The sequence below is a fragment of the Clostridium nitrophenolicum genome (assembly GCF_055391695.1).
The window spans coordinates 3,883,971-3,897,819 of the sequence record NZ_AP042469.1; the positions used below are offsets into that span (position 1 = coordinate 3,883,971).

The 13,849-nt window shown below is 30.0% G+C and carries 12 protein-coding genes; 5 read left to right on the top strand and 7 right to left on the bottom strand.

The window, feature by feature from the left end; genetic code table 11:
* Positions 1-19 precede the first annotated feature (19 nt).
* The 4 genes from ACZ5N4_RS18375 to ACZ5N4_RS18390 all read right to left on the bottom strand — a co-directional run bounded on the left by ACZ5N4_RS18375 (position 20) and on the right by ACZ5N4_RS18390 (position 4,087).
* Positions 20-1,039, bottom strand: coding sequence for a LacI family DNA-binding transcriptional regulator (locus ACZ5N4_RS18375; RefSeq protein ID WP_464203959.1), 1,020 nt, complete (start codon positions 1,037-1,039; stop codon positions 20-22).
* A gap of 201 nt (positions 1,040-1,240) precedes the next feature.
* Entirely contained in the window at positions 1,241-2,341 is a 1,101-nt protein-coding gene (locus tag ACZ5N4_RS18380; RefSeq protein WP_464203960.1) for a BMP family lipoprotein, read from the bottom strand.
* A gap of 226 nt (positions 2,342-2,567) precedes the next feature.
* Positions 2,568-3,752: an S-layer homology domain-containing protein gene (locus ACZ5N4_RS18385; RefSeq protein ID WP_464203961.1), complete on the bottom strand. Its 1,185-nt coding sequence runs from the start codon at positions 3,750-3,752 to the stop codon at positions 2,568-2,570.
* 41 nt (positions 3,753-3,793) lie between these two features.
* A complete protein-coding gene (locus tag ACZ5N4_RS18390) occupies positions 3,794-4,087 on the bottom strand; it encodes a YcdB/YcdC domain-containing protein (RefSeq protein ID WP_464203962.1) in 294 nt (97 codons plus the stop codon).
* 129 nt (positions 4,088-4,216) lie between these two features.
* On the opposite strand from ACZ5N4_RS18390, the gene ACZ5N4_RS18395 reads away from it, so the two are divergent.
* The 3 genes from ACZ5N4_RS18395 to ACZ5N4_RS18405 are packed head-to-tail and all read left to right on the top strand — an operon-like array spanning position 4,217 to position 7,490.
* The gene (locus ACZ5N4_RS18395; protein ID WP_464203963.1) at positions 4,217-4,921 is read left to right on the top strand and encodes a response regulator transcription factor; all 705 of its coding nucleotides are present in this window, start codon (positions 4,217-4,219) and stop codon (positions 4,919-4,921) included.
* The gene (locus tag ACZ5N4_RS18400) at positions 4,918-6,360 is read left to right on the top strand and encodes a HAMP domain-containing sensor histidine kinase (RefSeq protein ID WP_464203964.1); all 1,443 of its coding nucleotides are present in this window, start codon (positions 4,918-4,920) and stop codon (positions 6,358-6,360) included. Before ACZ5N4_RS18395 ends, ACZ5N4_RS18400 begins: the two co-directional genes overlap by 4 nt.
* A 20-nt stretch (positions 6,361-6,380) precedes the next feature.
* Positions 6,381-7,490, top strand: a complete 1,110-nt coding sequence (locus tag ACZ5N4_RS18405) for a LolA family protein (RefSeq protein WP_464203965.1) — start codon at positions 6,381-6,383, stop codon at positions 7,488-7,490.
* A 273-nt stretch (positions 7,491-7,763) separates the two neighbouring features.
* On the opposite strand, the gene ACZ5N4_RS18410 is transcribed toward ACZ5N4_RS18405, so the two are convergent.
* On the bottom strand, positions 7,764-9,104 hold the full coding sequence (locus ACZ5N4_RS18410) for an aminotransferase-like domain-containing protein (RefSeq protein WP_464203966.1): 1,341 nt from the start codon (positions 9,102-9,104) through the stop codon (positions 7,764-7,766).
* Between the two features lie 156 nt (positions 9,105-9,260).
* On the opposite strand from ACZ5N4_RS18410, the gene ACZ5N4_RS18415 reads away from it, so the two are divergent.
* Entirely contained in the window at positions 9,261-10,454 is a 1,194-nt protein-coding gene (locus tag ACZ5N4_RS18415; protein WP_464203967.1) for a class-III pyridoxal-phosphate-dependent aminotransferase, read from the top strand.
* Positions 10,455-10,492: 38 nt separating this feature from the next.
* Positions 10,493-11,359, top strand: a complete 867-nt coding sequence (locus ACZ5N4_RS18420) for a DMT family transporter (RefSeq protein ID WP_464203968.1) — start codon at positions 10,493-10,495, stop codon at positions 11,357-11,359.
* Positions 11,360-11,607: 248 nt separating this feature from the next.
* Here the strand turns inward: ACZ5N4_RS18420 and ACZ5N4_RS18425 are convergent, their stop codons facing one another.
* Together ACZ5N4_RS18425 and ACZ5N4_RS18430 are read right to left on the bottom strand one after the other, a co-directional pair.
* Positions 11,608-12,717 carry an amidase domain-containing protein gene (locus ACZ5N4_RS18425; RefSeq protein WP_464203969.1) on the bottom strand — a complete coding sequence of 370 codons (1,110 nt, stop codon included), beginning with the start codon at positions 12,715-12,717 and terminating at the stop codon, positions 11,608-11,610.
* Between the two features lie 71 nt (positions 12,718-12,788).
* Positions 12,789-13,724, bottom strand: a complete 936-nt coding sequence (locus ACZ5N4_RS18430) for a M15 family metallopeptidase (protein ID WP_464203970.1) — start codon at positions 13,722-13,724, stop codon at positions 12,789-12,791.
* Positions 13,725-13,849: the final 125 nt, after the last annotated feature.

Sequence of the window (13,849 nt, forward strand, 5' to 3'; positions counted from 1 at the left end):
ACCTATATGTTAAAAAAAATTATTTTTTTATTTTTTCTGATCCGTTTAAAATAATAGTTGGAGAAATTCTAATTCTCTTAACTTCATTTATTGCCTTACCGCTAATTCTTTCATCGAGCATACTCATAGCAGCTTTCCCTAGCTCTATCGGAGAATCCTCCACATATGTAAGATTTATTCCAACCATATCAAGAAATTCAAGCTTGTTAAAGCCTACTATAGATAGATCCTCTGGGATCTTTTTATGCTCTTCTAACATTGCCTTAACACAACCTAATGTCATCATATTACTACATACAACAACTGCAGTTGGTTTGTCTTCCATTGATAATATCTTCTTTGTTATTTCATAACCAGTATCTAGTTTATAATCACCTTTAAAGATAAATTCATCTCTTGTACGTATATTGTTTAAAGTTAAAGCTTTTTTGTAACCTATTAATTCATGTATTGCTCTTTCAGAGCTTAAAAGTCCTGTGATTATTGCTATTTTCTCGTGTCCTTCTTTAATTAAAAGATTGGTAGCTTCAAAACCGCCTTTTATATTATCTACAAAAACTCCATTAAAGGTTGAGTACTTTATATCTGCAGCAACTAATACAATAGGCATACTTAAACTTTCTATAGTATTAAAATATTGACTGTTAAATTCATCTCCACCAAAAATAGGAGTCATTATAACGCCTCTTAGTCTTTGTTCCTTAATTACATTAAGAGCTCTTAATTCTTTTTCAAGTTTATCATCTGTATTAAATAATACTATATTTAATCCCTGTTCTTCTGCTACTTCACTTATTCCTTTGATAATTTCACCAAAATAAGAGTTCGTTATATCCGGAACTATCACTCCTATTGTATTTACCTCGTTTTTAGATAAGCCTCTTGCTATAGCACTAGGAGTATAATCCAAATCTTTTATTGCATCCAAAATTTTGGCGCGGGTTTCTTCTTTTACATATCCTGAATTATTCAGTACCCTGGAAACAGTTGCCAAGGATACTCCTGCCTTTTTAGCAATATCATTTATTGTAGCGCCCATTATTACGTGCCCTCCCTTATATAAAACACTTTCCATCCTGCAGGTTATTATACCACAAAGTGGCAATTTTATATATAATTAAGGAGAATTCTGTTAAATTTATATCTAACATTTTGATTTTAAATCTAACGTTAAAAATACATTTATTTAATAATAATCAGATGGAGTATAGTAAACCCCATCTGATTATTTCAGTAATACTTATATTTGTGAAACTTCAAATTTCATTACGCCATCTCTTGTTGAAGGAACTTCAAATTTTCCAGCTTTTATAGCTTCTGTATATTTGTTAACTAGATCTAAAACATCTTTTGGAGTATTCTTATCTGATGTTGGAGCTATACCTACACCATCCTCTTTTAATCCATATTCTACATGTTTTCCACCTTGGAACTTTCCGTTAACTACATCTTTTGCTGCACTATATGTAGCAACGTCAACCTTTTTAATCATACTTGAAAGGATTACGCTTTCATATTCAGGAACTGTAACTGCCTGGTCCATATCAACACCTATAGCCCAAACTTGCTTTCCTGCATCTTTAAGTTCTTTAGTAGCTTTGAACATTCCTATACCAACACCACCTGCTGCGTGATAGATAACATCACAGCCAGCACCATATAATGATTTAGCTAATTCATAACCTTTGTTTGTATCACCAAAGCTATCAGCATATTTAACCATTGTTCCTGGGTTCTTACCATCTGCACTAATTAATCCTTTAGCTGCTTCTGGATTTACTGCCTTAACCCCTGCTGCGAAACCTACTTCAAACTTATTTATTGCTGCAAAATCCTTACCGCCTATAAAACCAACTTTGTTAGTTTTAGTCATTTTACCAGCTATAACTCCCATTAAGAATGAACCTTCTTGCTCTTTGAAAGTTATTGATTCAACGTTTGGTGCATCAACAACTGTATCTATTATAGCAAAATTCTTATCTTTGTATTTTCCTGCTACATTTTTCATAGCCTGCTCCATTTGGAATCCAATTCCAAAGGTTAAGTTTGATCCAGCATTAACTAATGCGTCTAAATTTGATTCATAGTCTTCTTTTTTAGCTGATTCTACTGGCTTATAATCAACTCCGAACTCTTTTACAGCTTTCTTTATTCCAGTATCTGCTGCTTGGTTAAATGACTTGTCATTTAATCCACCTTCATCTGTTGAAAGACCTATTTTTACACTCTTTCCAGCTTGTCCACTTTGTTCAGTTGTGTTTTGCTTGCTTCCACAACCTGCAAATAAACTAGTAGCAATAGCCATTGTAGCTAAAATAGTAATAATCTTCTTTTTCTTCAATTAGTACACCTCCGAATATGTTATCGCTTACATATTAATAATAATGGGAATGTTTCTATAAGTCAATTCTTTTTTTTATAAGGATTTTAAAAAATATTTTGATTTTTTACATAATATTTTCACATTATTTTCATAGTTTTTCATATGTATAAAATTATGGAATTTAAAACATAAAAAATACTATCAGACCTCATTAGCCTGATAGTATTTTTTACCTAATCTAGATTTATTTTTGTATAGTTCCAAGGGATATATATACCGCTTTAATTAACTCTGACATTGTTACATTATCTTTTGGTCTAATTTTACCTTCATTATTTGGTTCAATAACTTTAAGTCCTCCTGCTAGTGAAACATAACCTGTTTTATCAGCGCTTATTGTATTACTATCGGAATATGGTAGATTTAATAAACCTTTAGCTTCAGCAATTCTATCGTATCCTAATAACTTTATCAAACTTTTCGATAGTTCTTCTCTTGTAACAAGTTCATTACCTTTAAACTCATCTTTTTTATCTTCTATAATCCCATACTTTACTCCAAGCTGTACATATCTATAATCCGTTGAGTCTTTTGCTCCTACTCCACTGGTAAAACTAACATCATCTATTCCTCTTAAATAAGAATTAAAACCTTTAGCATTAACAAGTACTTTAACTAGCTGTAATCTTGTAATTCCACTATCTAATTTAAAATCTTTAGTGTCAATTATACCTTGTGAAGCTAAAATTAAAGCTTCTTTTTCCACGGAACTTCCTTTAATTTTAGCTTTAAATACATCAGCATTATCATCTACATTTTCCCCGAAAAAATTTAAAGCTTTACCGGTAAAAGCATCTATAGTATTTAGTGGTTTATTGTGTCCAACATAGTATACCAACTGTATCTTTGAATTAGATTTGTCCATATTATTTCCATTATTAAAGAGTAGGTATGTAAGTTGTGGTTTATTTGTATTTAAAAATACTTTTTTAGCCTCATCATTACTTATTGTATTTGCAGCTGGTGGTAAGTCTAATTTATCTCTCCACATGCACCCAAAAGAGTTTATTTCTCCTGTTTTACAATCAAGGGTAACATTTATACCGTCATTGTTATAAGATATAGCGTTAGTATTAAAGGTCACACCATTTACCACTCTTCCAAAATTAAATGAAATAAATCTTTTAGCAGAAGGCCCCATGTACATATAGTTTTGATTAGTAGGATTTTTAAATATATCTTCCTTTTGATTATCTGATATATTTCTGGTCTTTACACTTTCTATAATTTCTCCATTCCAACTTAATGACTTTCCGCTTACTGCATCAATTATAATTGGTGAAGAAGAATCTACTCCATAAACAAGCTTTGTTTTACTTTCTTGATTTCCATTATATTTATCTATGTAAGAATTATAATTTAAGTCCATTTTTGTATTATTATTAAATATATCTTCCGCTTGTTCTTGCTTTATGGATTTATCTTTTTTAGAAAAGCCTCTCCTATTTCTTTAGCCTGTTCTTGTGTAATCTTTGCGATGCTTGGTGTTGACTGTTTATTGTCAAATTCATATCTATTTACACGAATCACTTTTCCTGTATTTGCATCTATTGATACATTAATACCGATTTGTTTATCTCCATCTTGGGTGTTCCAGTGTATGTCCCAAACACTTGTTTTTATATTATTTACATAATTTGAATTAAAATTTACATTACTTTGAAATTTTGTATCATCTATGTTTATTTCAAAGTAATCTCTCAATATATTTTTTATTGAAAGGATTATTACTACCTTTGCTCTAATAAGAAATTTATATTTATAAAGAATTTATTAAATACAAAAAAATGATAAAATACGAATATATAATGTAAATTGTAAGGAGGTAGCTAAATGAAAGAAAAACTATTAATAGTTGAAGATGACGAGGCAATTGCTAATATATTAAAAGAACATTTACAAAAAGAAGGATATGAAGTTTGGTGGTCCTCTACTGGCAAAGAAGGTTTAGATGATTTTAAAAAGCAGACCTTTCACTTAGTTATGATAGACATAATGCTTCCGGAAATGGATGGTTATACTTTGTGCAAAAATATAAGATGGATAAGCGAAGTTCCTATTCTAATTATAAGTGCAAAACAAACAGATTTAGATAAAGTAAAAGGCCTTAAGTTGGGTGCAGATGACTATATAACAAAGCCCTTTAGTCTTTTGGAGATATCTGCTAGAGTTGAAGTTCAGCTTAGAAGATATAGAAAAAGTAAAGGTATTTCCTTATCTGTTAATAGCATAGAGTTTATTCAAGGCTTAACAATATTACCTGAGGAAAATAGAGTACTTTTGAAAAATATAGAAATACCCTTGACCTCAAAGGAATTTGAACTATTACTTTTAATGTCTCAAAACCCTAATAAGACCTTTTCCAAAAAAGAACTCTATGAACATATATGGCAAAGCATAGATGTAGATGGAAATAATACAGTTACTGTTCATGTTAAGTCCTTACGTGAGAAGCTTGGTGATGATGTAAAAAAGCCTACTTTTATTCAAACAGTATGGGGAACTGGTTATAAATTTATTGGTGAGAAAAAGATATGAAGCTTAAAAAGTGGCTTATTTTATCTCATCTAGCTGTAATGCTTACACCTATACTTACATCTATACTTTTATATAATCTTATCTCTAGTTATCACAAAAAAGTTGAGCTTAATGACTATATAAATGCCTTATCCAGATTCAAAGTATATGAGGATAAACTAAATAACCCTAAACTTTATACTGATTTTCCTATGAAAAATATCATTTTAAATGTTGAGGATAAAAATACAATACAAATTTCTATGTATAACAGCAATGGCCAGAAACTTTATTCTTCCGATGATAGCATTATTTATACAAAATCTAAAGAAGATTTGTATTCTAATCTATATAAGATAACACCTGGGTATAAAGCTTATACTTTGAAAAAACCTGTATTTAATGAAAATGTCTTAGTAGGATTTTATGAAATTACTATTGCGAGACAAAACTTTATTGAAGGAGTAAATATAAAAACTATTATGTCAGCTGTATGTTTTGTAATTACACTAACAGCAGTATTTATAATTATAATTATCCTTCTTAATAAAAAATTTAATAAACCTATAAACCTCTTAATAGATGGGATGAGTAAATTCGCTGAAGGGGATGAAAGTTATATTAAATATGAAAACAAGGATGAAGTAGGCGAATTGATAACTCACTTTAATATTATGAAAAACGACTTAGAGGAAAAAAGAAAGACTATAGAACTAGAACAAAAATCTAAAGAATATATGATATCTGCAATTTCTCATGATTTAAAGACTCCATTAACATCAATTAGAGCTTACGCTGAATCTATGTATAATGATACTGATTTAAATATATCAAAGATAAAAAGCAGATCTTCTGTTATATTAAATAAAAGTGATTACATGAAAAAAATGATTGATGATCTTATGATATATACTCTTCTTACATCAGATTATAAAATGGATTTTGTGGAAGTTGAAGGAAATGAGTTTTTTGAAATGCTTTTTTCAGGTTACAACAAAACCTGTGAGGAAAATAATATAAATCTTCATGTAGAAATATGCATACAAGGAATATATAAAGTAGATGTTACACAGATGATGAGGGTTGCGGACAACCTCATAACAAATGCAATACGCTATACCCCAGTAAAAGGACATATATGGATAGCTGTCTTTTCATTAGACAAAACCTTTCCAGAATGGTTAGAAAGTGAATTTAAAGATGAGCTTAAACTCTGGAAAAATTCAGGCTGCATTATAATTGTTAAAAACGAGGGCAGCTCTATCCAAAAAGAGGAATCAGAAAAGATATTTATGCCTTTTTACCAAACAGATGATTCTAGGAACAAGACATCTCAAAGCGGAGTTGGACTTGGTCTTAGCATTGTAAATCTAGTATTACAAAAGCACGGCGGAGAGTTAAAAGTATTTTCTGAGAAAAATATTACAACCTTTGCTTGCTGGATTCCCCAAACACTATAAAATAGAAAAGGAGAATTTTCATGAAAAGCAAAAAAATATTTTCAATAATTTTAGGAGCTGCTATTGTATCCTCTTTATTTGTAGGATGTAACCTTCGTAAAGATACAATAATTCCTGAAGAAGTAGTATCAAAAGTAGTTAAGGCAAGTGAAAAACCTAAATCTTATTATGGAGAGGCTAAGTTAGATATATATGAAAATGGAAGCCTAAAAGAAAGTGGTCTTTATAAAGAATGGGTTGATAACTCAGGTAACAAAATAAAAAGGCGCTCAGAAGTTGAATCAAAAGCTGATGGCAAGGTTGTAACAACCAATGATGGAGATAATATTACCATATACATGGAGAAGGACAAAAAAGCTTTAACTTCTAAAGTATCTGATGATTTATCAGGTTTTAACAGTAACTATAAAGACCAGTTTATAAGGCAATTAGGTATTATATCTAAAACTCACGAGTTAACCTTCAAAGGAGAAGAAACCATAAAGTCCATGAAAACCTATCACATTTTAGCAAAACCAAAGGAAAAAAACAGCTTAATAGGAACTCAAGAATTTTGGATAGAAGAAGAAAATTGGTTTGTGATAAAGAGTTCCTCCGAATCCAATAATACGAGAATTGATCAAGAATATACAAAGCTAGACTTTTCTCCTAAGCTAGATAATAGCTTATTTATTCAAAAACTTTCTTCTGATGTTAAAATCGAAAACATGGATAACTCAATGGCTCCAAATAAAGGTACTTCTTCGAATTTAAAAGACGGGGCAAAAATGGCAGGTAAACCTATATTATATTTACCTGAAAACAAGGAATATAAATTAAAAGGTGTTACCACAAACAACTTTGAAAAAATAAATCATAAGGAAGTAGAGCAGACTTATGAAAAAAATGGAGCAGTATCCTTTATTTTAACTACTATAATTCTTGATAATAACGATAAAAAAGATGATTCCAAGCTTCCTAACGAAAAAGAAATTACTATAAGGGGCCAAAAAGGCACCTTTATGGATGACAGCATAAAGGTAGTTTGTTGGAGTGAAAATGGTTTAAACTACAGCATCCTTATTCAAGATCCTAAGCTTACTTTAGAGGAAACTAAAAAAATAGCGGAAAGTTTAACCTTCACAAATTAATCATATATAGATAAACTAACTAGAAAGTTGACTTATACAGAGGGATATGTTTCCAAAGCTGAAGTAGATTTAAAAACTTTGTGCCAGTCTTAGTGAAGGGTTTTAAGAGAACCTTAGAACTTTAGAGTTGTTTGAGCGGAGCGAGTTCTCGAAAGTTCTTAGGTTGTCTTGAAGCACAAGCTTTAGACTGGCTAAAAGTTTTTAACGTGCTGAAGCTTGGAAACATATACCGGCGTATAAGTCAACTTTCGGCCTAGTAACCCTATAAAATTTCTATTCAATTTTAAACCTAAATATTTCTTCAAATAATATTTCTATTCCAATTTTAATTTCATTTTTCGTAAGTTTTGATATACATATTCTGAAACTATTTTCATTTGAACTATTTTTAATAAAGAACTTTTCTCCTGATGCAATATAAACCTTTCTTTCCTCTAATCTTTTAATAAGTATAGTCATATCAACTTTCTTAGGTGGCCTTATCCAAATAAAAAAGCCTGTTGGAGGAATAAAAAATTCTATTCCATTTTTATTTAATCCCTTTAAATATTGTCTTAAACAATCCATCTTCTTTCTATATTCTAATTGAGCCTTTTTAATATGATTCTTATACATTCCACTATTAATGAAAATTTCCAATGCTCCTTGAGCTAGTACTGATGTATTTAAATCATAGAGTTTCTTATGTTTTAAAAATTCCTTTTTCAACTTTTCATGAATCACTACTGCACCTATTCTTATCCCTGGCATGAATGCCTTAGAAAAACTCTTCACATAGATCACTCTTTCTGAGGTATCATAATAATAAATTGGTAGTACCTTTTTATTTGTGTCAATATCAGCTAAGTAATCATCTTCAACAATATAAACATCGTATTTTTCAGCTAGCTCAACAATTCTCTTTTTTTCTTTCTCAGAGTAATCTGTTCCCAGTGGATTATGCATTCTTGGAATTGTATAAAAAAACTTTATATTTCCATATTTAAAAATTTTATCTAACTCCTTTAAATCTATTCCGTTATAATCTCTTTTTATACCCACTAGTCTATCTCCGTTTATCTCTACTAATTCGTGCATTAGGCTATAAGTAGGCTGCTCAACTAGTATATTTTTCTTTCCATTCGGAAAAGGCATCTTTGATAATATACTTAGCGCTTGCTGCGCACCAGATGTAATAAAAATTTTTTCTTCTGAAGTAAATATCTGGTATTCACTGAAATGGTCTACTAATACTTTTCTTAGAGATTTTAATCCTTGAGCATGGCTGTATGAGAATAAATTGTTTTTATATAGCTCTACTGCTCGATTTATACAGTGATTAAATTCCTTATAGGGCAATAACTTAGGCTCAGGTAATACTTCTGAAAAATCAATAGCTTCAATTTCATCCTTATTTAATTCATTCTTTTCTACCAAATAATATCCACTCTTTGGAATAGCATATATCTTATGATTTAATTCAAGCTCCTTATAAGCTCTTATTACAGTAGACTTATTACATTTATGTTTAATAGCTAGAGCTCTTATAGTAGGTAATCTCTGTCCTTGTTTTAATTTATTGGATGCAACAAGTTTTTCAATATATTTTATTATTAATTCATATTTCTTTTCCATGATTTTCTCCTATAGCTTATCCGGCTTATTTCAAGTATAAATCTAGTTTTGTACCGGTACAAGACTGTTTTTTTAGCGTTGTACCGTATAATTCCATTATATATAATCGAGTTATAGCAGGGAAGCAAAAATTATTATAATAAAGGAGATTGTAACATGGTAAAGTCAAAATTAGATCATATACTACACTGCCATCCAATTATAAGGACAGATATAGTAAAAGGAGAAAATACAAATTTATATAGTAAAGATGGTAAAAAAATTATAGATTTTGAGGCTGGAATTTGGTGTACTGCCTTAGGTCATAACAATCAAAGAATAAAGACTGTTATAATGGAGCAGCTAGACAAGATTATTCATGTTCATTATAAGTTAACTAATGATATTGCAGAAACCTTAGCTTTAAATTTGCTTGAGCAAGTTCATTTTAAAGATGGAAAAGCTGTATTCTTGAGTTCTGGAAGTGAAGCCGTAGAATTAGGGATTACAATTTCAAGGTTGATTTCAAAAGGCAGCAAAATATTAACCTTCTCTAATTCCTATCTATCTGCATTCTCTAATACCGCTATTCCTCGTGATAACAATTTATGGGTTGAATTAGATTTTTTACAATGCAATAATTGTCCAAATGAAGAATGTACAAATAAATGTAGTGTGCTAGAGAACCTTGTATTCAGTGACATATCGACTTTCATTTTAGAACCTGGAAGTTCATGTGGCAGAGTTCTTTTCCCACCATATAAATTAGTGAATTTTTTAGCAAAGACTGTAAAAGATTACGGTGGTTCAATTATTGTTGATGAAGTTACTACTGGTTTTGGAAGAACAGGCGAATGGTTTGGATATAATCATTATGACCTTGAACCAGACATCATTGCACTTGGTAAATCTCTTGGTAATGGGTATCCAATCAGTGCAGTAGTAATGAGCAAAGAAATAGCTAATCAAGTTGAAATGAAGAATTTTCATTATGCTCAATCTCATCAAAATGATCCACTGGGCTGTACAATTGCAAATGAGGTGATAAACATTATTAAAGAAGATAATATGATTGAGTATTCATCAAATACTGGAGATTTTTTTATCAACCAGTTAAATGAGATGCAAAATTCCAGTTCAATTATAAAAGAAGTTAGAGGAAAAGGACTTATGCTTGCAATGGAGCTAAATATTAAAAATATCTCAGAAATTGTATGTGAAAAGATGTTAGAAAGAGGTTATTTTATTGGAACAACAGCAGCTTGTAATGTTCTAAGATTTTATCCAGCACTGACTATTTCCAAAAATGATATTTTAAGCATGTGTGAAGCTCTGAAAGATGTGTTAAAACAACTGGAGTATAGTAAATAATCAACTTAATTGTATTAATCGTAGTGAGGAATTTAAATATGAATATTAATAGAAAAAAAGCAGTAGTATTTCTTGTAGTCACAGCATTTTTATGGAGTATTGGTGGGCTATTTATTAAGCTAGTAGATTGGAATCCTATAGCCATTGCTGGAGCGCGCAGCGGTATTGGAGCAGTAATTATGCTGCTTTATTTAAAAAAAACATTAAGAAGTTTAAAACTAGGAAAGATTAAATTGTTAGGTGCATGTAGTTATGCATCATTGCTAATATTATTTGTTACAGCTAATAAGCTTACAACTTCTGCTAACGCCATATTATTGCAATTTACAGCTCCAATATGGGTAGCATTATTTTCTGGATGGTTTTTAAAAGAAAAGCCTACAAAATCTGATTGGATTACAATTATTATTGTTCTGTTTGGAATGACTTTATTCTTTATTGGTGATATAAAAAGTGGTAATATTGCTGGCAACTTTGTAGCTCTTTTAAGTGGAATAGCTATGGCAGGAGTTATTATTTTTTTAAAACTTCAAGATGAAGGCTCTCCAGTAGAAATGACGTTAATTGGTAACATCTTTACATTTATTATTGCTTTACCCTTTTTCTTCTTGTCTGTTCCAAGTTTGAAAAGTATTTCAGGACTTCTTATATTAGGTATATTTCAGCTAGGAATTCCTTATATTTTATATGCAACAGCTATTAAACATGTATCAGCTATCGAAGCAATCCTAATACCGGTTATTGAACCTTTACTCAATCCTGTTTGGGTATTTTTATTCGTAGGGGAATCACCTGGTAGCTATACTTTTATAGGAGGCATGATTGTTATTATTGCCATAATAGCAAGAGGAGTATATCAACAAAGGAAAAATGATTTATGTAAACCAAATTCAAATATCACCTAAGATATTTTGCAAATTAATTCTTTGCAGTATTATATATTAATATGTTCTACACAATTTAGCACTAAACTTGTAATTAATTACTATAAATTTATCTTTTCCTGTAAAAGCAATCATAAGATATACCTAAGCAATAGTTCTCTCTTGCTTTTACAGGAAGCTTATTTATCTTTAAATATTTCTTTCCTCTACAAAACACTCCTGCATTATAAGCTCGAACTGTTTCCTAAATGTTTTAATAGTTCTATTTTTTAATAATGTACACGTACTAACCAAAATCTTATATCTTTATCGCTCCATCCAAGATCCCATGGTACTCTGTTTCTATCTGTATTATGACAGCTAACCAAAGAATACCCCTTTGAATCTGCTCCTGTTACTACAGAAATATGAATTATATCACCTTTCTTTTCATATGCTACAAAATCACCTGGCAAAAGATTATAGGAAGCTTTATATACTTTATCATAATTTCCATAGGCAATAACTGATGCCCTACCACTGTGAATCATATAGCTTTTAAATCCATCTGCATTAAGCCATGCTCGTGTTGCATCTTTACTATCATAATTCCATGCAGAATTCTTTCTAAATTTACCTCCCTCAAAAAGAATTTGAGATGCAAAGTTTGCACAATCTCCACCTTCTGGATTATAATCTCTATATTTCTTATTATACTTAAACTCATATTTTTCTTCGCTTGCTATTCCACAATATTGGTCAGCATATTCTACAGCTTTTATTCTCCTTTCATTGATGCAGGAAAAATCTCTTGCATTTTTGGATAAAATATATTGTTTTATAGAATTAGCCTTTGAATCATCTAAATATAATGAATCTGCAAATGGATCCTTATACCATTCTTTTACTATTACCCACTCACTATCTTTTTTTACAAGTTGAATAGTATGATATGTTCCAATTCTTGAACTATTTATTTCCTCTGGTTGATTTTCGTAGATATATTTGTACTCTGTTGAACACAAAAGATTAATTGAATATTTATCACCAGAACCTCTAATTCCTTTAATTACTACAGTGGGATTAATCTCGGTAAACTTAACCCCTTGTTTTCCTTCCCAATTGCGAATGTACTGTACCTTTTTTGTTTCATATTCATATGCCCACATTCCATATTTTGTATTTTTATCATAAATAGATTCAATTAACTCTAAATCTCCATTTATTATTGCTTTATTTCTGTTTACAAAAATATTTTGTACAATACCTATAATCTCCTCGTTGGAATTAACAGCTCTTGCTGACACTGAAGAATACTGACATATAATAATAAAGAGTATAATTTTTACTATTAGTTTTATTATATTAGATTTAGAATTTTTCACTATAGAAACATTCATTTATTTTACTCCTTTATCTTGAGAAATAAAATTTAATTAGCTTTTTTAAATTTGTATAAGGTGTTAAAAAATTACTGAAAAATTCGATTAATTTTTTCAATATAATTTTTTACAGAAGGATCTTCGCAAGGTACACCATTATACCAGTCTTTAGTATTACGCTTATCTCCAAAATATCGAGCCTTTAAAATTATTTCTGGTCGATATTCAAAATGAAGAATATCAAAATGTCCCCATTTTCCGCCCCATACAAAATTGTTTTTTTCAAATATTTCTACTAATTCTTTTGGATAAGAGGCTATTCTTTTCTCCCCTTCTTCTCTTGATGCCCATTTCCAATAATCTCTTTTATCTCGTGCAAGATCAATAGCAATGCCAAAAGAATGTGGACTTAATTGGTTTGTTCCTGCAATAAAACGATAGTTAAATGTACCACTGCAAGGATATACGCATATTCTAATATCTTCTCTGTTTTGTGTGATAGGTATTAACTCCTTCATAGCATTCTGTAGTGCTTCTGCTGCTTTATTATTATTATTGAATTGATAGTTTCTATATCCTACACTAACATTTTTTAGGTTAGATTCAACCTGTTCTTTAGACTCCCCATAAACATCCTTTAATAAAACATATACTCTGCGACGCCCAGGGTCAAAATTTTTTTCCATTAAGCTTTTATTATAAGAAAGAGGATATTCTTGTTCCATCATATCCTGTAAATCTGAATTGCTTAGTTTTTCCTCAAAGCTTTTAGTTTTTTTGTCATCATAAAGTATTCTTCTTCCTGATTTCATCACTAGATATACTCGTCCACTCTCTTCTTTTTCAACATTTGCAATATATTCAGGATAAGCCATCATTAAGCATAAAAGATCTCTTTTCATAGTTTGATAGTACTCAATAGTATTTGTGTCACTAGAAGCAGTACTTAAACTTAGCGCTTTTGCTCTAAAACTTATATTTCCAAATAAAAAGAATACTATTATATAAGTAGCTACTTTTTTCATAATTATTTTCATCCTTTAATAAATTTATTCTAAAATTATATATCTTAAAAAATTAAAAATTATAAGGTATTCTTGTGTAAGGGTTTTCATTTTATATGTTTCCCAATGACCTTATATAGTATGTA